Source organism: Paenibacillus sp. FSL R5-0810, assembly GCF_038002285.1.
In the GTDB taxonomy this organism is placed as follows: domain Bacteria; phylum Bacillota; class Bacilli; order Paenibacillales; family Paenibacillaceae; genus Paenibacillus_AQ; species Paenibacillus_AQ lactis.
Map to the genome: position 1 here is coordinate 2344622 of NZ_JBBOCF010000001.1, position 24497 is coordinate 2369118.

20 protein-coding genes are annotated in these 24497 nt (G+C 51.2%); 7 read left to right on the forward strand and 13 right to left on the reverse strand.

Annotated elements, in window-relative coordinates; genetic code table 11:
- Positions 1-67: 67 nt before the first annotated feature.
- Positions 68-1804, forward strand: coding sequence for an ABC transporter ATP-binding protein (locus MKX76_RS10535; protein ID WP_213616907.1), 1737 nt, complete (start codon positions 68-70; stop codon positions 1802-1804).
- Complete coding sequence (locus MKX76_RS10540) at positions 1797-3686, forward strand: ABC transporter ATP-binding protein (protein WP_028405516.1); 1890 nt, start codon at positions 1797-1799, stop codon at positions 3684-3686. Before MKX76_RS10535 ends, MKX76_RS10540 begins: the two co-directional genes overlap by 8 nt.
- A 277-nt stretch (positions 3687-3963) precedes the next feature.
- Here MKX76_RS10540 and MKX76_RS10545 read toward each other — a convergent pair whose 3' ends face one another.
- Complete coding sequence (locus tag MKX76_RS10545) at positions 3964-4584, reverse strand: LysE/ArgO family amino acid transporter (protein ID WP_007130373.1); 621 nt, start codon at positions 4582-4584, stop codon at positions 3964-3966.
- A 140-nt stretch (positions 4585-4724) separates the two neighbouring features.
- Between MKX76_RS10545 and pdxR the strand changes: the two genes are divergently transcribed.
- On the forward strand, positions 4725-6170 hold the full coding sequence (gene pdxR, locus MKX76_RS10550; protein WP_210095289.1) for a MocR-like pyridoxine biosynthesis transcription factor PdxR: 1446 nt from the start codon (positions 4725-4727) through the stop codon (positions 6168-6170).
- A gap of 189 nt (positions 6171-6359) precedes the next feature.
- On the opposite strand, the gene MKX76_RS10555 is transcribed toward pdxR, so the two are convergent.
- The 5 genes from MKX76_RS10555 to MKX76_RS10575 form a co-directional block, all read right to left on the reverse strand.
- On the reverse strand, positions 6360-7463 hold the full coding sequence (locus tag MKX76_RS10555) for an ABC transporter permease (RefSeq protein ID WP_210095288.1): 1104 nt from the start codon (positions 7461-7463) through the stop codon (positions 6360-6362).
- Positions 7463-8743, reverse strand: a complete 1281-nt coding sequence (locus tag MKX76_RS10560; protein ID WP_210095287.1) for an ABC transporter permease — start codon at positions 8741-8743, stop codon at positions 7463-7465. Before MKX76_RS10560 ends, MKX76_RS10555 begins: the two co-directional genes overlap by 1 nt.
- Before the next feature lie 16 nt (positions 8744-8759).
- A complete protein-coding gene (locus tag MKX76_RS10565) occupies positions 8760-9692 on the reverse strand; it encodes an ABC transporter ATP-binding protein (RefSeq protein WP_341033724.1) in 933 nt (310 codons plus the stop codon).
- Positions 9693-9904: 212 nt separating this feature from the next.
- Complete coding sequence (locus tag MKX76_RS10570) at positions 9905-10537, reverse strand: response regulator (protein WP_210095323.1); 633 nt, start codon at positions 10535-10537, stop codon at positions 9905-9907.
- Complete coding sequence (locus MKX76_RS10575) at positions 10534-11685, reverse strand: sensor histidine kinase (protein WP_210095285.1); 1152 nt, start codon at positions 11683-11685, stop codon at positions 10534-10536. Before MKX76_RS10575 ends, MKX76_RS10570 begins: the two co-directional genes overlap by 4 nt.
- A gap of 506 nt (positions 11686-12191) precedes the next feature.
- On the opposite strand from MKX76_RS10575, the gene qoxA reads away from it, so the two are divergent.
- From qoxA to qoxD, 4 genes are all read left to right on the forward strand, one after another.
- Entirely contained in the window at positions 12192-13193 is a 1002-nt protein-coding gene (gene qoxA, locus MKX76_RS10580) for a cytochrome aa3 quinol oxidase subunit II (RefSeq protein ID WP_028405515.1), read from the forward strand.
- A gap of 64 nt (positions 13194-13257) precedes the next feature.
- Positions 13258-15201 carry a cytochrome aa3 quinol oxidase subunit I gene (gene qoxB / locus MKX76_RS10585; protein WP_007130377.1) on the forward strand — a complete coding sequence of 648 codons (1944 nt, stop codon included), beginning with the start codon at positions 13258-13260 and terminating at the stop codon, positions 15199-15201.
- Positions 15198-15794 (forward strand): cytochrome aa3 quinol oxidase subunit III, encoded by a 597-nt coding sequence (gene qoxC, locus MKX76_RS10590; protein WP_028405514.1) that lies wholly within the window; start codon positions 15198-15200, stop codon positions 15792-15794. Before qoxB ends, qoxC begins: the two co-directional genes overlap by 4 nt.
- Before the next feature lies 1 nt (position 15795).
- Positions 15796-16083 carry a cytochrome aa3 quinol oxidase subunit IV gene (gene qoxD, locus MKX76_RS10595; protein ID WP_028405513.1) on the forward strand — a complete coding sequence of 96 codons (288 nt, stop codon included), beginning with the start codon at positions 15796-15798 and terminating at the stop codon, positions 16081-16083.
- 246 nt (positions 16084-16329) lie between these two features.
- Here the strand turns inward: qoxD and MKX76_RS10600 are convergent, their stop codons facing one another.
- From MKX76_RS10600 to MKX76_RS10630, 7 genes are all read right to left on the reverse strand, one after another.
- Positions 16330-16872: a GrpB family protein gene (locus MKX76_RS10600; protein ID WP_007130380.1), complete on the reverse strand. Its 543-nt coding sequence runs from the start codon at positions 16870-16872 to the stop codon at positions 16330-16332.
- 180 nt (positions 16873-17052) lie between these two features.
- Complete coding sequence (locus MKX76_RS10605) at positions 17053-18303, reverse strand: DHH family phosphoesterase (protein WP_251535236.1); 1251 nt, start codon at positions 18301-18303, stop codon at positions 17053-17055.
- A gap of 229 nt (positions 18304-18532) precedes the next feature.
- A protein-coding gene (locus MKX76_RS10610) for an IS1182 family transposase (protein ID WP_341033727.1) occupies positions 18533-19893 on the reverse strand; the annotation gives its coding sequence in 2 pieces (ribosomal slippage) (positions 18533-19326 and positions 19326-19893; 1362 coding nt in all).
- 162 nt (positions 19894-20055) lie between these two features.
- Positions 20056-20394: an antibiotic biosynthesis monooxygenase gene (locus tag MKX76_RS10615; RefSeq protein ID WP_007130382.1), complete on the reverse strand. Its 339-nt coding sequence runs from the start codon at positions 20392-20394 to the stop codon at positions 20056-20058.
- A 179-nt stretch (positions 20395-20573) separates the two neighbouring features.
- Positions 20574-20963, reverse strand: coding sequence for a rhodanese-like domain-containing protein (locus MKX76_RS10620; protein WP_007130383.1), 390 nt, complete (start codon positions 20961-20963; stop codon positions 20574-20576).
- A 142-nt stretch (positions 20964-21105) separates the two neighbouring features.
- On the reverse strand, positions 21106-22101 hold the full coding sequence (bioB, locus tag MKX76_RS10625; protein ID WP_007130384.1) for a biotin synthase BioB: 996 nt from the start codon (positions 22099-22101) through the stop codon (positions 21106-21108).
- 413 nt (positions 22102-22514) lie between these two features.
- A complete protein-coding gene (locus tag MKX76_RS10630) occupies positions 22515-24431 on the reverse strand; it encodes an LTA synthase family protein (RefSeq protein WP_341033728.1) in 1917 nt (638 codons plus the stop codon).
- Positions 24432-24497: the final 66 nt, after the last annotated feature.

The following is a 24497-nucleotide window of genomic DNA, read 5'->3' on the forward strand; positions in this document are numbered from 1 at the left end:
GTGAGAGGATGGCTTAACTTGGTAACTAGACCATACCCCATACACTAAAAGAAGGTGAATCGCACTCTTGCTCAAATTATTCCGTTACTTGCGCCCCCACTGGGTCGCGGCTGTTCTAGCACCGCTGCTCATGCTGCTGGAGGTAGCCATGGATCTCCTTCAGCCGGTTTTCATGGCGCGCATTATCGACGAAGGAGTCATGCAGAATGATACGACCCGCATCCTGCATACAGGCTTGCTTATGCTAGGATGTGCCGGAGTCGGGCTGCTGGGCGGTCTCGGATGCACCGTCTATTCCTCGATCGCTTCCCAGCGTTTCGGAGCCGACCTGCGGCGGGATTTGTTCCGCAAAGTCCAGACCCTCTCCTTCCGTAACCTGGATGAGCTGTCGACCGGTTCGCTGATTACGCGGCTGACAAATGATATCGTGCAGCTCCAGACAATGGTCCAAATGCTGCTCCGCATTTTCGTACGCTCCCCGCTGCTGGCCATTGGCAGCATGATCATGGCGGTAATCATCAGCCCCAAGCTTGCAGTCATCCTGGCTCTTGCCGTACCGCTGCTGTTCATTGTCATGTTTCTGCTGATCCGGGCAACCTTGCCGCTGTTTTCCAAGGTTCAGAACAAACTCGACAAGGTAAATACGGTACTTAAAGAGAACTTTGCAGGCATCCGCGTATCCAAGGCCTTTGTCAGGGCCGGATACGAGAAGCGGAGATTTCACGAGGCAAACGCGGATTTCACGGATGCTTCCGTCAAAACCCAGCGCCTTGTGGCGCTGAATATGCCGATCCTGACGATGATTTTGAATGTCAGCATCGTTGCCGTCTTATGGTTTGGCGGAAAAAATGCCATCGATGGCAGCTTTGAAGTCGGCAGCCTTGTCGCATTCATCAATTACGTCACCCAGGTGCTGTTTGCCGTCTCATCCGTCGCCATGATGCTGGTGAGGATATCTACCGCCAAGGTCTCGGCCGACCGGATCCAGGAAGTAATGAACACCCAGCCTGATATTGTCTCCCCATCCGCTCCGGTTAAACAGGTGGAGCCTCATGGCGAGGTGGTATTTGACCAGGTTTCATTCGCTTATCGAGCTGACAGCGGAAAGCCTGTTCTGCAAGATATCCAGTTCAGGGCACAGCCCGGACAGAAAATCGCCATCATGGGTGCAACCGGATCAGGCAAGAGCTCTTTGGTTGCCTTGCTTCCTCGTCTGTACGACGTATCGGCCGGAAGCGTGCGGATCGACGGCGTGGATGTGCGGGAATACGATTTGGCTGCGCTGCGCGAGCGGATCGGCATCGTTCTGCAAGAGACCATTCTCTTTACCGGCACGATCCGTGATAACATCCGTTACGGCAAACCGGATGCATCCGACGAGGAGGTTGTTGCTGCGGCAAAAGCAGCCCAAGCGCATGATTTTATCGCCGCCATGCCGGATGGTTACGATACGGTACTCGGACAACGGGGCGTCAATCTGTCTGGCGGGCAGAAACAGCGGATTTCGATTGCCCGGGCTTTGCTTGTAAGGCCGTCCATTTTAATTCTCGATGATAGCACAAGCGCGCTCGATATGAGCACCGAATCCAGATTGCAGCAGGAATTGTCCCGGCTCATGTCAGGCCGGACTTGCTTTATGATCGCGCAGCGGGTCTCGTCCGTAATCGACGCGGACAAAATCCTGGTCATGGATGACGGAAGAATCGTGGCGGAAGGCACGCACACCGAGCTTCTCGCTTCCTGCGAGCTGTATCGGGATATTTACCAATCCCAATACGGCAAGGAGGTGTCCGCCCATGGCTAGAACGGATCAGGAAAGATCGGCTCAGGATGGATCGGAACAGGGTGGATCGGAACAGGAAAGAACGCAGCGTTCGGATCATGCCCCGGATCTTAGCATGCGGGGCGGAAGACCGACGCATGGCATGACCGTAGCAAAAAGCAAGCCCAAGAATACATTCGGCACCATTCGCCGGATTTGGAGCTATATACGGCCTTACAGGGCAGGAATGGCAGCCGTATTCCTGTTCACCCTGGTCAGTACGGTGCTCTCCCTCATCGCTCCATACTTGCTCGGGAGCGCTGTGGATGACTACATTATCCCGGGGGATTATAAGGGGCTTGCCGGTTTATGTGCGGTTCTATTGTCCGTGTATGCAGGGACAGCCCTCTTTGCCTGGCTGCAGCAGCATGTGATGGTGAAGGTTTCCCAATTGTCCATTCAGGACATGCGCCGGGATATTTTTGCTAGGCTGCAGCTCCTCCCTCTTCGTTTTTTTGACAGCAAGACGCACGGAGAACTGATGAGCCGCACGACAAACGATATCGAGAACGTCTCCGGGACGCTGAACCAAAGCGTAACGCAGCTGATCGCCAGCATCCTGTCTCTCATCGGCTCGCTTGGCATTATGCTTTACTTAAACCTATGGCTGACTCTGCTCAGCATGGTAACCATACCACTGGTGATGCTGTTCACGAAGACGGTAGCCGGACGTACCCGCAAGTATTTCTCCAAGCAGCAGGCAAATTTGGGTGAGCTTAACGGGTTTATTGAAGAGACCGTCTCCGGGCAGAAGGTGGTCCAGATCTACCGGAGAGAGCGGCATGCAGGGGAGCAGTTTGACGCGTATAACAAAAAGCTGACCGAAGCGAGCATCCAGGCACAGATCTATGCCGGCACCGTCGGTCCCGTTATGAACGTGCTGAACAACGTCAGCTTCGCTTTGATCGCTGCGGTTGGGGGTTACATGGCCTTCCAGGATTGGACCACCGTTGGAATCGTCGTAGCTTTCCTGAATTATTCCAAGCAGTTCCAGCGTCCGCTGAACGATCTGGCGAATCAGTTCAACCTCGTGCAGTCAGCCGTCGCAGGAGCCGAGCGCGTATTTGAAATCATGGATACGGAATCCGAGTACGAGAATGAAGAACCAATGCAGGACGCCGGCCGCCTACGTGGCGAGGTAGTATTTGATCGGGTATCCTTCAGCTATAAGGAAGATGTGACGGTTCTGAACGATGTGTCGCTAACAGCCAGCCCAGGACAAACCATCGCACTGGTTGGCCCGACAGGCGCGGGCAAAACAACCATCATCAACCTGCTCACCCGTTTCTACGAGATTGATTCGGGCAGCATTACGCTGGATGGCATGGATATCCGACTGCTCGATAAAGACAGCCTCCGCCGCAAGCTGGGCATCGTGCTGCAAGAAGCCTATGTCTTCTCCGCTTCCATCAGGGAGAACATCCGCTACGGTCGAACCGATGCAACGGATGAAGAGATCGAGGTTGCGGCCAAGCTGGCGAACGCCCATGATTTTATCATGAAGCTGCCGGAGGGCTATGACACGATGCTGGTATCCGGCGGGAGCAACCTGAGCCAAGGGCAACGGCAGCTCCTGACCATTGCGAGAGCTGTGCTCGCCGATCCGGTCATTCTGATCCTGGACGAAGCGACCAGCAGCATCGATACGCGGACCGAGATGCATATCCAGTCCGCGATGCGCACGCTGATGCAGGGTCGAACCAGCTTTGTCATTGCGCACCGTCTCAGCACGATCCGCGAAGCGGACGAAATTCTCGTCATGCACCAGGGCGGCATTGCGGAGCGCGGATCGCACGAGCAGCTGCTCGCAAAGCGCGGCTTCTACTACGATCTGTACAACAGCCAATTCAAGCTTCCCGGGTAACGCGAGGCATCCCCATGCATAGGCATGGGGATTTTTTCGCGCCGCCTTAGCGTACAAGAGCCCTAGCTTGTGAACGTATTCCATTAAGCTGGCTTATGTGGGCCCTGCCCGGATATCCTTAGTCCATTCCGTTAAGTCACTTCAGGGAGAACAGAAGCGATTCGAGTATCTGTCTCCGTTTAGAAGTCCCCAGGAGACATGTTACGCTATAACTTCCCTACAAAGGTGTGATCGATCCCCATTCACGTTTTGCGGGTCCGTGTGACTTTACTGCAGCTTAAGAACCCGCAATCAACCCAAAGGCAAGGTAAGCAGCCGTCCCCCACATGATTACCGCCGAAATCCGGTTGATCACCGTAAGCAGTCGGCCCGAGGTGTCCATGCTTCCCACAGCCTTCCCGGCGATTCCAAGGGCTATAAACCACAACCAGGATACCCCGATGCACACTGCAGCAAAAACCGCTTTCTGCACTCCTGCATACTGAAGAGAGCTGGTGCCGATAACACCGACCGTATCAAGCAGTGCATGCGGATTCAGCAGCGATACGGACATCGCGAAGGCAATCTGCTTCTTGGGGGTTAACGAACGGGGACTGCCTTCCTCCTGCTTCCGGGGCTTGCTCTTCCATGTCGCTTGCCCCATGTAGATTAGAAACCCGATCCCGAGCGTGATCATGGTCATGCGCAGCCAATCGTATTGTAGAACGACCACCGATACTCCCATAACGGCCAATGTAATGAGCAGCGTATCACACAGCGCTGCGGTGATAATCACAGGCAGCGCCCTAATAAGTCGCGGTTGGACCGCCCCCTGATTAAATACAAACACATTTTGCACCCCCAAGGGCAGAATCAGACCCAATGCCAATATAAATCCATGAACAATAACGCCGGCCATTTTATTTCATTACGCCTCCAGCTCCATTTTTACCTCATTGTAGGGGAAGGTTGCCCTGGTGTCTCCGTCCAATTGGTTGGCATTTCACCCAACCAATTCGATATAATAGTGGAATCACCATACGGAAAGCTGGGGTAACTGTGTCAGAAGAATGGAGCTTGAACAAGTCAGCAGGCATACCGCTTCATCAGCAAATTTATGACCGTATCAAAGAGAAGATTATGAACGGGGAGTGGCCTGTCGGCACCCGGATTCCACCGCAGCGGGAGCTGGCCGAGCGGTTCGGGGTGAACCGGAGCACGGTGGTGTATGCGCTGGGCGAGCTTGCTGCCGACGGCTTGATTGAAGCCATGACCGGCAGGGGAACCGTCGTTGCCAACAACACCTGGAATCTGCTGTCTTCCGCACCTTCGCCTGATTGGAACCGATATGTGAGCTCGGGCTTCTATCAGCCTAATATTCGGATGATTCAGGCCATCAATAAGGCAGAGGCCGATCCCGGCATCGTTCGCCTCGGGACGGGCGAGCTTTCTTCGGAACTGCTGCCTGCCGGCGAGATGCTGGATAAGCTTAACCGGAGCCATGCCGCAGCCTTTTCACTAGGCTATTCCGAGCCGAAAGGCAGCCTGGCGTTACGAGAAGCCGTCAGCCGTTATTTGCGCAGCAAAGCGATTATCGCATCGCCCGCATCTATTTTGATCGTATCCGGCGGTCTCCAAGCGCTTCAGCTCATCTCATTAGGCCTGCTGCACCGCGGCTCCACCATATTCGTTGAAAATCCGTCCTATCTAAATTCCATTCATGTATTCCAATCGGCAGGCGTGCATATGCATGGGCTTCCCATGGACGAGGAAGGGCTGCGGACAGAGTCGATCAGCCGATTGAAACGGCAGCATAACGCTTCACTGCTTTATACCATCCCCTCCTTCCACAATCCGACCGGCTCGCATATGTCATCCGCAAGACGGCAGGAGCTGCTGAATTTATGCTCCCGGGAACGGCTTCCTGTCATCGAAGATGATGTTTACGGTGATCTCTGGTTGGAGCAGCCGGCGCCGCTTCCGTTAAAAGCAAGGGATCAGCAAGGTCTTGTGCTCTACTTGGGAAGCATGTCCAAGACACTAGGTCCCGGCCTTCGCATCGGCTGGATTGTCGGACCGGAACCGGTCATTGACCGTCTGGCGGACATTAAAATGCAGACCGATTACGGCTCGAGCGCCTTGTCACAGCATGCTGTAGCGCAGTGGCTGTCAGAAGGGCTGTATGAGGAGCATTTGACACGGATTCGCAGAGTATTGAAGCTTCGCAGAGATTATACCCTTCGTTTATTGGAGGAGGATTATCGCGAGCTTGCGGATTGGAGCTGCCCTCAGGGCGGATTTTACATATGGCTCCGTTTCAAACGGGCCCTCTCGATTCGGTCCCTGTTCGATCATGCCCTGGCGGAGGGCATACTGCTTAACCCCGGCATGATCTACGACCGGAACGACCGGCAGCACCTCAGGCTTTCCTATGCCTATGCATCCATGGAGGAGCTGCGCGATGGGCTCCAGCGTCTTTCCCGCATGATCCGCGGGTTGGCATAGCCGGAGCATCCGATTGACGGAACAAATAAGGGCAACCGGAGTAGATGCCTTCCGGCTGCCCTTTTTTTAGGTCGAATCGCCATTATCCCGCTGCATGGATCCTATGATATTGAATAATGTGATCATAACATGGCGATACATGCAATTGAGAGATATTTCACTCAACATGATTTGTTAGGAGAAGTGTTGTCATACATGACGCCGTTCCATCAGATTGATTCCGATGCCCATACATAAAACTGCGATCAGAATAAGCTTGGACAGCGGCAGCCACAGCTCCCCGATTCCATTGTCGTATATCGCAATCCCGGTCAAAGCCTCCATCGCGTGCGTGATCGGAAAGATTTCCGCCACCCCCAGCAGGATCGGGCTCGTAATGGTTCCCGGCGGCATATATACGCCGCTGACGAGCGGCATAATCGGAACGATGGACGGAAACAGCATGTTAAATTTTTCGGGTGTCCGGAGTATCCCCGCCAGCAGGATGCACATCGCAACTATGGTCATGGAGTACAGGGCAATGACCAGAAGCAATAATCCGTATCGATGGCCCAAACCGAAGTTGAAGGCGTAGCGAAAGATCAGAAATACGACTGTGATTTGCACGATGCCAATCATTGTGCTGTATAACAAATGCCCAAAGTAAATCTCCGATTTCCGAACAGGTGACAGGATGAGTCTGCTCCATATGCCAGTGATTTTGTCCTTCGTGATCGTGTTAACTTTGAATCCGATCGTCAGCATCACGAGGAACAAAGAGAACCCAAACATCAGCTGCAGGCCCATGTCGTAACGAAGCAGTTCCTCACCGTCTGTTCCCTTGACCTGAAGCGTTAACGGCGGTTCTTCCAGGTAGGTGTCTATCCGACTGCGAAATCCCTTTTCATCCCCTGCAGCGGCCGATACGGCCCGCAGCTCGAGCTCCCGCTCGAACACGGTGCGAATATGCTGCTCGGCGAGTTGAGCATTGGGACTTTCCTTTACGGCGATTATCCGATAATCGTCCCCCGTCAGCTTGACGGCCAGATCGGCGCGTCCCTCCCTCACCTTCGTTCTCGCAGATTGCTCGTCTTGAGCCCTAAACTTGAACGTATCGCCCTTGTTTAACAGAAGGAGCCATTCCTTCTCACTCTCCTTCAACTCCCCGGTCTCGCTGAACACGTCAATTTTCATCTTCTGCGTCATGCCCCCGCCGAACATCAGGGTCGCGATGATGCTAATTCCGATGAACAAAAGCAGCAGAAAGGGATTTCTTCGTTCTCTCATCCAATGCGATAAAAGAATGGAAACCATCAGATCCCCCCCTTTTTAGGAAACATCCATAAACCAGCAGCCATGATTATCACCGTATATATGCCTAAAGACAGCATCGGAAGCCACAGCTCCTGAAGCGGTGTACCCTGAATCCATTGAATCAGGGAGGTTAGCGCAAGCCCGTTTGGAGTCAGCCGGCCAACTTCCATCAGCCAATCCGGTAAAATATACATCGGTACCATGCTCCCTCCAATAACGCCAAGGAGGATCAACGCGATAAATGAAATCCCTACAGCCACATCCCCATCCTTCATGCGAAAAACCATCGCGGTAAACAAACCGGCGAATGCAGCCACCACTGCACAGAGCAAAACCATGAATATCCCTAACCCCAGCCAGAAGGACAGCGGCCTTCCGGGAAACAATTGAAACAAGACATGCGAGAGCAGGATCACGACCAACATTTGAAGCAAGGCGATGCAAAAAGTAGATGCCATCTTTCCGAGTTGAAACTGCATTGGCCGTGCCCCGGAGTACAGAAGACGAGTAAACACCTTCTCCCTCTTCTCTGTGATCGATTTCGAAGCCATTGTAATTGAGATGGACAGCGTGACAAAAATGGTGATCGCAAACGCAAAATATTGAAAAGATGTAATCATCCTGACACCTTCGATCCGTTCGAGTCCGCCGACGGGTGTTCGGGGAGCGGACCACGTACTACCGTCTGACCCGCTACCGGCGGCATGGCTCAAGGCCGCTTGATAATTGACTGTGCTTAGTAAACCGTTTAGCATATTTTGAAGGACGCTAACCTTGGTGGTGTCCTCCTCAGCAGTCAGAAGAAGCGCAGCTCCATCCCCTTCGTTCAGCAACAGCTTGTTTAACGAATCCAATGTATATGTTTCTGGAATCGTTATGACGGCGGTTACTTCCCCCGCTTTCAATTTCGTGTACGCTGTTTCGTGATCCAGTTGCAATACTTCTATATACCTGCTGACATCCTCGCTTCGAAACATTCCCATCAGCATTGCTTCCGGATCAAGATCAAGCATTGCAGTCTCCTCTACAAGCCCATCCTGTTCATCTGGAGACAACAAGCTTCCCTTCAGCTGCTCGTGAAAACGGGCTACCCCTTCCGTATGGCGGTTCTGGTTCACGAGCGCCACCTTCATTTCCAATGACGGATTGGAGTTATTCACCCAGCCCGGCAACGCAAACCCAAGGATTAGCGTCAATGCAATGGGCAAAAGCAATGCGACCAGCACTTCTTTACGGTCTCTCCAGAACAGCAGGATATCCTTTTTAAAATAGATGCCCAAAGGACGATCCTCCCCTCTAATCCCGCAAATTCCGGCCGGTCAGATGAAGGAACACATCTTCAAGGCTCGGTGAATCAATATGAATGTTTAGGATTTGAACGTCAAAACGTTCAGCCGCTTGGACGACCCGAGAGAGGATTTGATGGTTTTTCGTAACAATCAGCTTCAATCCAAGTTCGGTTTCCTCCACCTGCCGGACGGCCGCAAGTGTCTGCAGCTCCTCCGTAAACTCCGCATGCTGACGGTCTAGCCGAAGGAGCAGCGTTTCCTCACCGGATAAAATAAGCTGAAGCTCTTCCTTCGTTCCCGAAGCGATGATCCGGCCATGATCCATGATATACATCCGGCTGCAGAGCTGCTCGACCTCCTCCATGTAATGACTCGTATACAACACGGTCGTTCCCTTTTCACGGCTCAGGTGACGTACGGTATCGAGGATATGATTGCGGGACTGCGGGTCGATGCCCACTGTCGGTTCATCCATGATCACGATTTTCGGATCGTGCATAAGCGCCACCGCAATGTTAATCCGTCGCTTCATCCCTCCGGAATAGGTCCGGATGAGCTCCTTCTGGCGATCACGAAGTCCCACCATGTCGAGCAGCTCCTGAATTTTTAGCTCTAGCTCCTTCCCTTTAAGTCCATAAACCTTTCCGAAAAACTTCACGTTCTCGTATGAACTGAGCTCCTCGTACAGTGCGATTTCCTGCGGAACAACCCCCAGCACCTTGCGAAGTTGCTGCGGATGCTTAATGACGCTTTGGCCGTTCAGTCGAACGTCTCCAGCCGTCGGCTTAAGAAGCGAAGAAATCATGGAGATGGTGGTTGATTTTCCAGCCCCGTTCGGGCCGATCAATCCAACCGACTCCCCCTCTTTCAAATACAGGCTGACTTCTTCCACCGCCGTCTTGCCTTTAAAAACTTTACGAAGCTCTACCGTTTCCAGCACGTTGTATCCCCCATTTCATGAAAAGGAATATCGCACAGCGAATGGCCGCGGATACCTAATATTTCGAGCTTGCTTACAGCTTCAAGTGTACATGGAAAAAGGCAGTGAATTCACTGCCCCCGGTCACTGCTTTCATATCAAACCATGACTTCAGTCATGTTACGTTCGTATGTATCTATCATCCTCAATTAAGGCCCCTATTCTTCGTCCGTCTATACGACATTGTGACGAATCGCATAAATCGCCAGCTGGGTACGGTCCCGTAGGTCCAGCTTATCCATGATTTGGCTGACATGATTCTTCACGGTGCCGACCGACAACCCAAGCTCACCAGCGATTTCGCGGTTGCTGCGGCCCTCCCCCACCAGACGCATAATGTCCAGCTCCCGTGGTGTAATCGACGTATCGACCGTCAGCTCCTTCCTCTCCTCCAGCAGCTTAGGGATCACCTTCGCCGCAACGTCTTCCTGCAGCGGAAGCCCGCCTGAGAGGCAGCTTTGAATCGCTCGAATCAGTGCTTCAGGCTCAGCATCCTTGAGCATGTATCCGCTCGCCCCGCTCTTCAGCGCTTCCACGGCATACTGATCGTCATTAAAGGTAGTAAGCATCAGTACCTTCAACTTCGGCCATCTCGCGCGAATCGTTCGGGCAGCCTCCAGACCGCTCATCTCGGGCATCCGGATGTCCAGCACCGCTACATCGTAAATATGGCTTTCGCAGAGCGCGACCGCCTCTTTACCGTTACCTGCTTCCCCGGTCACCCGCATGCTCCCACTGCTTTCAATCATCAATTTCAATCCTTGCCGAACCATGGCCTGATCTTCCGCCAACAAAATCCGTATCAGTTGACTCCCTCCTTGGTCTCCCGGTTCAATAACAACTCTCCTCTTACAACGAACACGTTGTCGTAATGCACAACCTCAAGCGAGCCGCCCTCACTCTCCAAACGCTCCCGCATCGATTGAAGGCCGTATCCCTCGCGGAACGACGACCGGAAGCCTTGGTACGGATTCGAAACCTCGAACCTGAACATTCCGCCGCCCGGCGCTTCAAACAGGATGGATACTTCCCGGGTGCTGCCATGCTTCATGGCATTGGTCATCGCTTCTTGAACCGCCCGGTACACTGCAATCGATTGCGAATTGCTAAGCGGGGTGGTAAGTGCACCGTGCCTGGCGGTAAGATGAACCCGCATGAAGCGCTCGGCCTCCAGCCGGCGAAGCAGGCCCATAATCCCTGCAAGGCCCCCGGTTTCTTGCTGCTTCAGCGACTTTACCGCGTTTCTCGTCTCCTCGAGACTTTCTTTTGCCAGCACTTTCAGCCCTTGCAGCACGTTTGCGGTATCATGATCTGCTTGGAGCCGCTGCATCTCAAGCTGCATGAGGAGGGCGGTCAACTTATGTCCGACGGAATCATGGATATCCCTGCCTACCTGCGCCCTCTCCTCCCGTCTCGCCAGCTGCTCATCCGTGACGAGACGGCGTTTCATATTCCGGTACTCGCTTAGCAGGGCTTCATTACGTGCCAGTGTTTCCTCGTATCTTGCCCTTTGCATCCGAAAGATCCCCAGGCCGAGGGCAAGCAGTATCGCGTACAACAGGAGAAACGGCAGCGGTAATCCAGGATACCCCATCAGTTTCGGTAACATCGCGCCGATCAACAGCACTATGCCGATTCCGATGGATTGGGCCGGGGAGACCCTGTATGCAGCCTTGCCAGCAAGTATGGAGAATACCAGCAGACTATATATATTGGGGCTTCCTTCACTGGCTGGCCATAACGAAACGACAGCAAAGACAGAGGCCGTCAATAATGTGACAAATAACATGGCAGGACGGTTCCGGAACAGCGGTGCGATAAAAAATGCGGCCAGAAATACGGCACTGCTCCCGATCCGCCATGAAAGTACATCGAGATCCCCAAGACTAAGATGCCATAACGCAAGCAACCAGCTGGCGATCAGAAGGAGCAGCCATATCCAAAATGAGCGCAAAGCCTTCCCCCGCTTTCTACGATGGTACCGTGCAGCCGAAACCGATCAGTCCATTCATTATTTTACCAATTGTTAGTTCAGCATCATCATATCATACGCCCTAGGCTCGGTTAACAATCAAATTGGAAATGATCTTCGGCTGTTCATCATTTGTGAAATTAACAACATACCAGCTTGAGGCCTTATAAATAAAGGGCTCTCTAGGTTGTATCCTTCCTCTAAATCAAGCAAAAACACGCCCGGATTTGTGACGAAACTGGTAACTCTCGTGAAGTTTTGAACAAAGTATGAACTGCCGAAAAACCGCGCCATTACAATGATTTCTCTCATAGCCCCCTCGTTTTGTAACAATTTGCACACATAACGTTAAACACATTGACAAATATCTGGATTTTTATGTTAGCAAAACCTGTTTATGTCTTTTGCAAAGCATTGCAGAACTTCCTAGTATATAGGTGACAAGAACATTGAATCGAACGAAGCCGTTTCAAGGAAAGGGGTACATCATGAACAAAAGAGGGCCGTTATTTGCAATGTTTGTAATTTTTACCTTGCTCTTATCGGGATGCAGCTCGCTTACGGTATTAAATCCGAAAGGACCGGCTGCCAGAACCCTATCCGATACAATCATATTCTCCATTCTGATGATGATCGGAATTTTGGTTGTAGTTTATGTGCTTTACATCTTCATGCTCACCAAATACCGGGCGAGAAAATCCAACGAGGGATATGAGCCTCCTCACGAGGAAGGGAACAAATGGCTGGAAATCCTGTGGACGGCCATCCCGATTGTGATCGTCGCGATCCTGTCTGTCGTCACGGTTAAGACAACGGTGGCTGTTGAAAAAGTGCCAGAAGGCTACGAGAATCAGAAGCCTCTCGTCATTTATGCTTCCTCATCCAACTGGAAATGGCACTTCAGCTATCCGGAAGAAGGGATCGAAACCGTCAATTACGTTAACATCCCGACCAACCGACCGATCGAGTTCAGACTCTACTCGTTCGGCCCGATTACAAGCTTCTGGATCCCGCAGCTGCACGGCCAGAAATACGCGATGAGCGATATGGTCACTAAGCTGAACATGGTTGCCGACGAGCCGGGCTCCATGCTGGGCCGGAACGCAAACTTCAGCGGCGAAGGCTTCGCCCACATGGAATTCGAGGCGCTGGCGATGTCGCCTGCCGATTACGAAGAATGGGTCAAGGACGTGAAGGATACGGCTCCTGAGCTGACACAGGACGAATTCAATAAGCTTCTGAAAACCGAGCATGTCGGAAGAATGACTTTCTCGACCAACCACTTGGAGTTCAGTCCTCCGCCTGAAGGTCATCATCATGGCGGCGACAGTAACGGCAATGAAGAGCACCAGGGACATAAAGAGCTGCATCCGGACCCTGCCACAACGGAAGAAACGGAGTTCGACAGTGAGAGCAACGTCAATCCGGATGAGCCGCTGCCAACTTCCCCGGCTGAAGAAAGTTCAACACATCAACATGATGGACATTAATTTGGAAGCTTTTGATGCGAAGCGTCTGATCGACTTCATACATCTAGAAAGGAGCTAGGCCTTTATGAAATGGGACGAATTTTTCGTTACCGGTGAACCGTTAATTTACGGTGCCATGGTGAGCATTGTTCTCGTCTCGCTCGCAATCCTCTTCGGATTGACCTATTACAAGAAATGGGGATATCTTTGGCGGGAATGGCTGACCACCGTGGATCACAAGAAAATCGGTGTCATGTACATCATCTGTGCACTGATCATGCTGTTCCGCGGCGGCGTGGACGCAATCATGATGCGCGCGCAGACCGCTGCGCCGGATATGAAGTTTCTTGACGGACAGCACTATAACGAGGTATTTACAACCCATGGCGTCATCATGATTCTGTTTATGGCGATGCCGTTTATTTTCGGTCTTATGAACGTTGTCGTGCCGCTGCAGATCGGCGCGCGCGACGTTGCGTTCCCCAAATTGAATGCGATCAGCTTCTGGTTGTTCTTTGCCGGAGCGATGCTGTTCAATATCTCCTTCGTGATTGGAGGATCTCCGGATGCCGGCTGGACCGCATACTTCCCATTGGCAAGTATCGAATTCAGTCCGACAGTCGGTAACAACTACTATTCCCTGGCGCTTCAGATCTCAGGGATCGGTACGCTGCTTACGGGGGTTAACTTTATCGTAACCATCCTGAAGATGCGTGCGAAAGGCATGACTCTGATGCGCATGCCGATGTTTACTTGGTCCGTGCTGATTACGTGTGTCATCATCATTTTTGCATTCCCGGTCCTTACGATCGCCCTGCTGCTGATGATGTTCGACCGTATCTTCGGTTCCCAGTTCTTCACGATGGCCAATGGCGGTATGGATATGCTGTGGGCCAACCTGTTCTGGGTATGGGGTCACCCTGAAGTCTATATCGTTATTCTCCCGGCGTTCGGGATTTTCAGTGAGATTATCTCGGCGTTTTCGCGGAAAAATCTGTACGGCTACAGCTCAATGGTCGCGAGTATGGTTGTCATCTCCGGCCTGTCCTTCCTAGTCTGGGCCCACCACTTTTATACGATGGGTCAAGGCGCAATGGTCAACGGCTTCTTCTCCATTACCACGATGGCGATTGCCGTTCCGACGGGTGTCAAAATATTCAACTGGCTCTTTACGCTTCATAAGGGCCGAATCAGCTTTACAACACCGATGCTTTATTCACTCGCCTTCATCCCGATCTTTACGATTGGCGGCGTGACCGGCGTCATGCTGGCTATGGCCAGCGCAGACTACCAATATCATAATACGATGTTCCTGGTTGCCCACTTCCACTATGTGCTCATTCCAGGTGCCGTATTCGCCGTCATTGCCGGCTTCCATTACTGGTTCCCTAAAGTATTCGGCTTCCGCCTGAACGAAAAGCTTGGCAAAACGGCATTCTGGTTCATCGCGATTTCGTTCAACGTCACCTTCTTCCCGCTGTTCTTCCTGGGACTGATGGGTATGACGCGCCGGACGTACACGTATTCGGCCGAGACCGGCTTCGGTCCTCTGAACATGCTGTCGATGGTCGGTGCGATCGGCCTGGCGATCGGATTTATCCTGCTGGTATACAACATTTACTGGAGTACGCGTTATCAGCCGCGGGATAAAACGGGTGACCCATGGGATGCACGCTCACTTGAATGGTCTACGCCAAGCCCAGTGCCAGTCTATAACTTTGCGGTTGCGCCTGAGGTTAAAGGCCGCGATGCATTCTGGTTCTCGAAGAAGAATAACGAACCGCTGTCGAATGAGAAAATTACGAAGATTCATATGCCGAGCAATACCGGAAAGCCGTTTATTCTGGGCATCGCCTTCTTCTTCCTTGGCTTCTTCCTGGTATTCAGCTGGTGGATTCCGTCCATCATCGCCGGTATTGCCGTGCTGATCATATTGGCTACCATGTCCTTTGACCGTGATCATGGTTATTACATTCCGGTTGAAGAGATCGTTCAAACCGAACAGAAACTGCGGGGTGATACGGTATGAAAATAGATGCCTCTCAGCCGCTGGAATATGGAACAGAGGAGAACCGTAATCGCATATTTGGATTCTGGCTGTTCCTCGGAGCTGAAATTGCGCTCTTTGCTACCTTGTTTACCGTCTACTTCGTCCTCGCAGACCGCCATGCCAGCGGTCCGAGCGGAGCGGAAATCTTTGAAATTACGCCGGTACTGCTTGAAACGTTCGTGCTCCTGACAAGCAGCTTTACCATCGGCCTTGCGGTTCACGCGATGCGCCTTGGCCTTAAGAAGCAGATGATGATCTTTATGATCATCACGCTTCTCCTGGGAGCAGGCTTTCTCGGAATCGAAATTTTCGAATTCTTTACGTATGTGCACGAAGGCGTCACGCTGTCTACCAGTGCCTTCGCATCAAGCTTGTTCACCCTTCTGGGTACGCACGGAGCTCACGTGACCTTCGGTCTGCTCTGGGGGACCGCGATCCTCATTCAACTCAAGAAATACGGGCTGGATCATTCAACAGCGAACAAGTCCTTCATTTTCTCGCTGTACTGGCATTTCCTTGATGTTGTCTGGATCTTTATCTTCAGCTTTGTTTATCTGAAAGGACTGATGTGACATGTTAAAACAGCTGTTTCCTATTAAGCATGTAGCGGGTTATATCTCGTCCCTCGTCCTTTCAGCCGTCGCCCTTGTCGTCCTGCTGGATATTCCGGCAGGATCGAAAATGGCCATTTTGCTGGTAACTGCAGTTTTGCAGGCTGCCGTTCAGCTTATGCTCTTCATGCACGTCGGAGAAAGCGAGGATAAGAAGTCCGTCTACATCAATATCGCCTATGCCCTTTTCGTTGCGCTAGTGACCATCCTGGGTACGCTGTTCATCTTTGTATGGGGCTGGTACTCCTAAACGGGAGTCCGCCGCAGCGCGGCAAATGAATATGAGAATAGATCTAGACTGCAAGGAACTGTCCCATTCGTAGGTTTTCTACGGCGGGACAGTTTTTTTATGTTGTCGATCAAACCCGTGGATATTGAGAGCCATGGGGCTGCTCTTCTCCGTCTTTACGTTTTCGACATAGCATTTGCAGGATTTCCGATCTTACGATTCCTGTAGCATTTATGTAAGAGTACTAGTCTTACGATTGCCCTAACCTTACGTTTCCCATACGCTTTCAAGGGGAAGTCCCCGTTCTGTTCGCGCTAAATCAACAACGCGCTGGATAAAGGCTGTTTTTGCCTTCGTGTATTCTTCCGGATCGTCATGATACCGTTCAGCCAACATGCGTTTAAGTTCGCCGTATTCCAGGACCAAATCGGGGTGAGCCCGGAGGTAGTCGCGAAACAGCAATTCCTTTCTTTCGTAAAATCCCTCCTTCGGCAGGATATGCAAGTGATGCGTGCGCACCCCAGCATGTTCTTTTATGAATAAATAGCGTCCGGTCATGCCGTTCTCCATAAAGCGGTAGCCTGAATTGCTAAGCAAAGCTGCATAGTCTTGTTTTTGAAGCAATGGGTGGACGGCCGCGTACATATCGATGATTGGCTTGGCATCTTGATTCGGTATCGACGTACTGCCTGCATGTTCGATGGTGACGATGTGAGGGGCCAGAGCGTTAAGCAATCGGTCTTTCTCTTTCTCAAATTCCAGAGACCATTCCGTTTTGTACGATACTACTTTGACCACATACTTAGACATTGATTCATCCTCCTTCCCTTATCAGGGCGCTAAATATAACAGGACCTCCAAGAGTATCATTTGATGATGGCTTTGTCAATTATATCCAGCCATAAGGAGTGTCTTTCCAAACAAAAACAGGAGGCCCCCAAAGATCTAGAGATCTTATTGGACAGCCTCCCTTTAAATCGAGCACGAGAATTATAGTTCTTCGAGCAGCTTTTCCTCCTCCATATCGGTTGACAGGGCTAACCGTTCGCCGGAGCGTCTCTGCATCAGCTGATCCTTGAGCATGCGGACGAATGCATCGTCCCGGGCGAGCCAGACGCCATACTGCCGCTTCAAGTGCCGCTCCGCTTCATCGAAGGAGCCGAATCGAAAAGGCAGCTCCTCCCCGTTCCACTCCACGATCCATTCTCCGGACCGGCAGTACACGAAAACAAGGTCCTCTCCCCAGCTCTCATACAGCACTCCCGATTCGGAGCCTTTGAGATTGAATTGATTCCGGTGCGCATCCAGCCGGATCGGCTCCAATTCGAAAGGCTCGGCTGCAAACAGCCTGTACACCTCCTCCGTGATCGTGCACCCGGATGCCTTGGAGTGGCCACCGCCTCCGTAACGCATTGCCACTTCGGATACATCGACATGGTCGTGAATCGTCCGCAGGCTCATTTTCCGGCCGCCCATATTCAAAATGGCGATATAGTCCAGATGCGGGTAGATCGTCCCCAGCTCACTGGCCAATTCAGAATGATAGGACTCTGCATATACGATGCCGACGCAGTACTCATCAATGAAGGTTTGAATGATCTCCCGCTGCTTGCGCCGAATATAGCGCCCAATCTTGTCCTCCTCCATGTCCAGAATCTTTTCTTCGAACTCGTCGAAATAAAACTCTTCCGCACTGCGCAGACGCTCGACCATCTTCGATTCAAACTCATCGATGGACAGCATGTAGAACAGATCGTTCAGCCGCTTGGCCTCCGGCTTCTCGGCTTCCTCCCATTCCCAGGTATCGTACAGCCGCACAAGCTCCACGAATTGATCGAGGGATTCGGATTGGCTGAGATGCCCGTGTTGAATGAGATACTCGTAGAGCAGGGAGGTTGCCGATGCCAATCGTCCGTCCCTGTGCGTTACCGTCACCTGGCCCCACATATAATCATTTAAATGGAGCGCGGTTTTATGATGATCAATAAGCTGTACCTGTCCGCCTTCCTCTACGAACAGATTCAACTGCTTCTCAATGTCGGGTGCTACCGACAGATCCGTTATGAATAACATGTCGTAGGGATGCTCTTCTAAGGAGAAGCGGTTCAAGTATCTTGCAACCTGCTGGTTCAATCCATTGATCGTGTTGTAGCGCACGTCGACTCCATCGCCGAACGCACATTTTGCAATAATGCCGCAGCCAACGCCATCCAGGTCGTTGTGACTGTAGAGATGGTACATATCCAGCATCCTCCTTGCAGGTCGTATATAGAATCAATCAGGACAATCTCCACACCATACGATTCCCTAATATCTTCCGTTTTAATCTCCGGATCAGATGACCGTGATCAACAAAAAAAAGAAGCGTATGCGAATACGCTTCCCAGATTGTCGAGAAACCCTGTCCTTTTAAAGGATCAGGGTTTCTCTGTATTTCCAAAGTAACTAAGTTAAGAAAAATATGAGGGGGCTACCCCCGTTTTTCCAGGCGATCCAGGTGGATCGCCATCTTCTTCATGTTCTGCACGGCTGCCGTCATCAAGGCCTGTTCCCTGACGTTCTGCAAACCGCGCAAACGGCAATAGCGAAACCCATGGAGCTCTTTGGCATCCGCGAAGCTTCGCTCAATCGTTTCTTTTCGTTTTCGGTAGAGATATTTCCCGGATCGACTCAACCGGTTGCCTCGCACCCACTCTTTGCTGTCCTCCCAGACATGACGGGTTACCACCTTTCGGTGGTTGCGAGACCGTGTGCATTCGTTTAATAACGGGCAGTTCTTGCAATGCTGTGGATCCGAAGCGTACTGCCGGTATCCCTCGCGGTTGGTCGTCGTGTACGGTAATTCGTGCTTCGCTGGACAGACATAAACATTACGCTGTGCGTCATAAGTGAACTTCCATTTTGGGAATAAACCTTGGGTTGAGTGAAATCTTCGGTGAGCAATAACGGCAAAAATATTTCGGCTTTGCAGCCCTTTGCAAATGGGTGAAGTCAAATACCCGGAGTCCAGAGCAACGCCTTCGACTTTAAAACCAAATCGTTGTTGTTGACGATCCAAACGGGATAAATACGGTACAGAATCATGGACATTTCCAGCGGTGACATGTACATCCGTAATCATATTGTATTTCAGGTCCACAGTACGGTGATCTAAGTAGAAAAATCCTTCCGGTTTCCCATCACGGATCATATAACCGCTGTCGGGATCTGTCGTGCTCACTTTGACTTCCTTTTCCTCGATCACGTCCTCTCTAGGCTTTAGCGCTTTTTTCCATGTGCATTCCGGTCAGCCTCCACGGCAGCATTAAGTTCACTCACATAGTCACGGGTGTTTTGTAAAACCTGCTCCTTTGTGTATTTATGCTTGTTCGCACTCGCTTTGACGTGGGTTGAATCGGTAACTAAGACACGTCCGCCCACCATACGGTGCTGGATAGCTTGAAGCACAATCTCATCGAAGATCTCCTGAAAAATCTCGGTGTCTTTAAAGCGAGTGCGACGATTCCAGCTAATCGTAGAATGGTCAGGCACTTTGTCGGTTAGACCTAACCCCAAAAACCAGCGGTAAGCAAGATTGGTTTGAATCTCACGTTCGAGTTGGCGTTCGGAACGGATGCCATAAAAATAACCGAGGAAAATCATTTTAAATAACACGACAGGGTCGATAGCTGGCCGCCCATTATCAGCACAGTAAAGCGGACGAACCTTTTCGTCGATGAAAGAGAAATCGATATACTTGTCCACTTTACGGAGCAGATGATCTTGAGGAACCAATTCTTCAATCGAAACAAATTCGTAAGCCTGCTGTTTTTCTCGATTCGAACGCAACATATGTAACACCCTTCCGAACGGTTTATTTAATACCATTATACAACATTAACGCGGTGTCGTGTTGAATTAAATTCACAAGAAAATAGCTGTCGAGACTTTCTCGACAGCCTGAGAAGCGTATGCGAATACGCTTCCTCGTTCAAAAATGCAGCTATGATCTAATTAAGCCTGTTGAACAGATCTTGGACCTTTCGTTGCCTTAACTTCATACATGGCATGGCTCGAGCTGATGACATGTTCGGGCTGCGGCTTGCCGCGGGAATCGCGGTGCCCTTGAATATGAGCTGGACTGGTCTCCCAGCGCTTCCAGGCTTCCTTGTCTTCCCAACGGATCATGACGATCACTTCTTCGGTCTCATCGCTCCGCTTGGCATTCTTAACGAGAACGCTCAGATCGATAAATCCTTCGATTTCTTCAATCGGCCCGGGCTTGCTGAAGCGCTCGACAACAAGATGCGAGGTGCCGGCTTTTACGACGATGGTTTTCGTTTCAATTAACATATTCAAAAAGCACTCCTTTGATAATAATACGATTTACATAATAACTCCATTCTAGATGATAACGATTATCATTGTCAAATCAGCACCAATGGAGACATCTGTTCCAGCTCGCCGGTTAATTAAGCGCATGTTTCGGATTGAAAAAAGTCTGGTCAGCAATCAGTTTGCTGACCAGACCTTCATGAATTTAGCGTTGGACGCCGCACGGATTGACAACCCTTGCAATCTTCCTGCAGATAGGAAAGGGTACGAAACCCTGCTTTCTTCAGTTTCCGGGCCGCACGGAAGCCGTCGGAGCGCTTGGGTGTTACGATTACAACATGATCGCCTGGGCGAAGCTCTTTCTCCCATACATAAGGCAATCTTCCGAGCGATATATTGATCATTTCTTTATGTGGGTCCGGCGTAAACTCAGAGACATCGCGGACATCCAACAGCTTCAAATCCGGGCATTCCTTCCTCGCTTGCTGCAGGTCGCTGCACTTCATCAGCTGCAAGTCGGCGATTGGCACATAGCGCCGGTATAGAACGACGAAGGCCGCTATTAAAAAGGCAAATGCAATCAGCATGGAAGCACTCCCCCGTAATTGTTATTTCGTACCTGGCAGATACTCGCCAAGGAACCGATAGATCAAGCGATGGTTATCTCCCACGCCTCTCTACCCCTACGGGTATATAGTATGTGCTTCCCTGCCAATTGTCAACCCATGTTTATAATGCGCATTCCTCAATTTCAAAGCCCATATCTTCAATCATGCCCCAGTCGGCTGTATGCGTCTGGCCGGACGTTGTGAGGTAATCACCGATGAAAATGGAATTGGCTGCATATAATCCGAGCGGCTGCAGGGATCGGAGATTGACTTCCCTTCCGCCGGCAATCCGAATCTCCTTCGACGGATTGACAAAGCGCATCATCGCAAGAATTTTTAGACACATCCTCGGAGTCAGCTCCTTCCTACCTTCCATCGGCGTGCCGTCAATCGCATTCAAGAAATTGCAAGGGATCGAATCGGCATCAAGCTCTTTCAGTGCGAATGCTATTTGCACCCGTTCTTCCAGGCTTTCGCCCATTCCGAAAATGGCACCTGAGCACGGAGACATGCCGGAGGTAGTCGCCTGCTTGACCGTTTCTACACGTTGATCATAGGTATGCGTCGTTGTGATATTCGCATAATTGTCTTTGGACGTATTAAGGTTGTGGTTGTACCGGTGCACCCCGGCTTCAGCAAGCTGTGCCGCATGCTGCTCGCTTAGAAAACCCAGACAGCAGCAAACCTTCAAATCCGTTGTCGCCCGGATTTCCTTCACCGCTTCAACCACATGCTCCAATTCCCGGTTGGACGGACGCCGGCCGGAAGCAACAATGCAATAGGTACCGGCTTTGCGGCGGATCGATTCCCGGGCCCCCTCCAGAATTTTCTCCTTGGTCAGCCATGCGTATTTCTCGATCGGGGCTTCGGATACGATTGACTGGGAGCAATAGCCGCAATCCTCGGGACACATCCCCGATTTGGCGTTTACGATCATATTCAGCTTTACCTTATTGCCGTAATACTCTCTGCGGATCCGGTAAGCGGCTTGCATTACCGTCAGCAGCTCTCCATCGTCACTCTGCAGGATCGCCAGCGCTTCTTCCGGCTTTATAGAATACCCTTGCACAATTTGCTCTGCCAGCTTCAGCCAATCCAACTGAACGGAAGTCGTCATCTCTCACTTCTCCTCTACCAATCAAATATACGTCAACCTAAAAACTTCTATTATAGGTTGACAATATGGGTAATCATACCACACGATCAGCGGGGACAACAATACTTATGCGTTGTCTTTAAACACGGATCTGCCTTCGATAGGCTGCTACATACCAATCAAACTCGGCTTTATTCAGAGCGGTTGACGCAAAGCGGCTGATGCAGGGAGGCTCGGTACTGTGCTGACAGTTCTGTGCTGCCTGTTACTGAACTCTTTGCACAGAATCCATGTATTTTCCGTTATTCTCTGCCTACTGCCCAAGCTGCTCGTTCTTTTAAGAGATATTGTTGTTTATGAACGAACAAAAGAGCCGCTCCACAAGCGCTTAACCGCTTCGTGAAACAGCTCTTAGTCATTACCTATCCCTTAAGTCAGGGTTCCCGCTTCGGAAGCATCTTGACATAGTCGTCCGACAGCTTCATTAACTGCAATATATAATCATAATCCTGCCGGTAGGGTGATAGGTCCTCAACAGGCTCCATCGTCTTGATGGATACGGCGGACCCATCCTCAAAGCCGTCTCCCGGAACGAACAGAATGTCGTTATTGAAGAACGAGCCTGTCGGCAGATAGTAACGCATGCCAATCACATTCCGCTTCACATTCAGCAGATCATGGCCGAATGCCGTAAACTTTTCGTCCGCCAGCGAAATGCCGAGCAGGTTTGCTACGGTCGGGAGAATATCAACCTGCCCTCCCACTTGTTCAATCGTGCGCCCCTTGTCCATACCCGGAACATGAATAATCAGCGGAATGTTAAAGCGGCTAATCCGTTCATGGTAGGGAATGCCCAATGTCTGCGAGATCATATTCGCATCGGCTTCCGCCGGATTGATGCCGAAATGATCGCCGTACACGACGAGCACCGTCTCGTCCCACATCCCGCTTTGCTTAAGCTGATCCACCAGAGTGCCCAGCGCATAATCGGAGTAGTTCACCGATTGCAGGTAGTTCCCGAGATGGGTTCCCCTTAGCTCTGCAGGCAGGGCCAACTTCGCGTACTCCTCTTTCACGGTATACGGGGAGTGATTCGAGACCGTAATCATATGCGCATATGACAGCTTATTCTGCTGCCGGTTCTCGAGCAGCTTTTCCATCCCGACGCGAAACAGCTCTTCATCCGAAGGGCCGAAATCATTAAAATGATCATTTTTATAATAAGGCTTATCAAAAAATTGTTGAAAATCCAGGGCAGGATACAGTTTATTCCGATCCCAGAACTTCAGATCGTTTACGTGGAATGTGCTGGTGACATACCCTTGCTGCCCCAGGAGTCTCGGAAGACTTGGCAGTTCCTTGCTGCCAAAGCCGGTCGACATCGCAACCGTGCCCGTCGGATAGATGGAGGTATTGACGGCGAACTCGGCATCCGACGTATTTCCTTGGCCGATCTGCTGGAAGATATGCGGAAAATACAAGCCTTCTTCCGTCAGCTTGTTCATAACCGGTGTAATTTCCTGACCGTCCAGGGACTGCCCGATCGGGAATCGCTGCAGCGATTCCATCTGTACGATGATCAGGTTTTTGCCTTTTGCGGCACCAAATCCTTCCGGCTGCTTCCCTTTGTCTTCACCGTAGGGATACGATGCCTGCAGCTGCCGGATCTCCCCGATTTTCTCTTGCAGATTTCCTTGTGCCAGTGCGCGGTTCTCCTGCGATTGCCGGACGACGGCAGATACCTGATAGTTCATGAAGCCCATATTCTCTGCCCGGACAATTTCATTCTCGATCCCCCATGCCTTCCTTACGATCAGAGTAGAGAGCACCAGGGCTAGCACCAGAATGCCTCCCATGGCCAAACGCCATCTCATTCCTGATCTGGCAGAGGAAATATAAGAGCGCTGCGTGCTGAAGTGCAGTCCTCTATGGGTTCTTGAGCGGATTTTCCGAAAAATAATGACCAGCAGAATGATCAGCAAATCCAGAAAGAATAAAAAATGCGCCGGCTCCAGCAAAGGGATAATGCTGGACCTCACCTGATTCACCTGCCCCAAACCGGCCATGGCTGTATACGTCGGGATTGACCCGAAATGAACGTTATACACAGCCGAGGCAAACAGAATGAAGGAGAAGACAAGATTGATCACCCCATAGGCGGTTTTCTTGCCTTTTATCGGGAGAAGCAGCTCCAGCAAACTGAGCAGGGCCAGAAGGGACAACGCATCCGTAAGCACCTTTCCCCATGCCACCCCGTTAAACAAGAATACCCTTAATAGGATGAGCTTCAAAAATAACGTCAAAAACATAAAAATATATATTTTTAACCTTTGCTCATGATTCCGATCCATGACTCGATCCCTCTTTTGTAAAATGAATTTAAACGTGCAGCCTCCATTATAACAGGAATGTAAAAT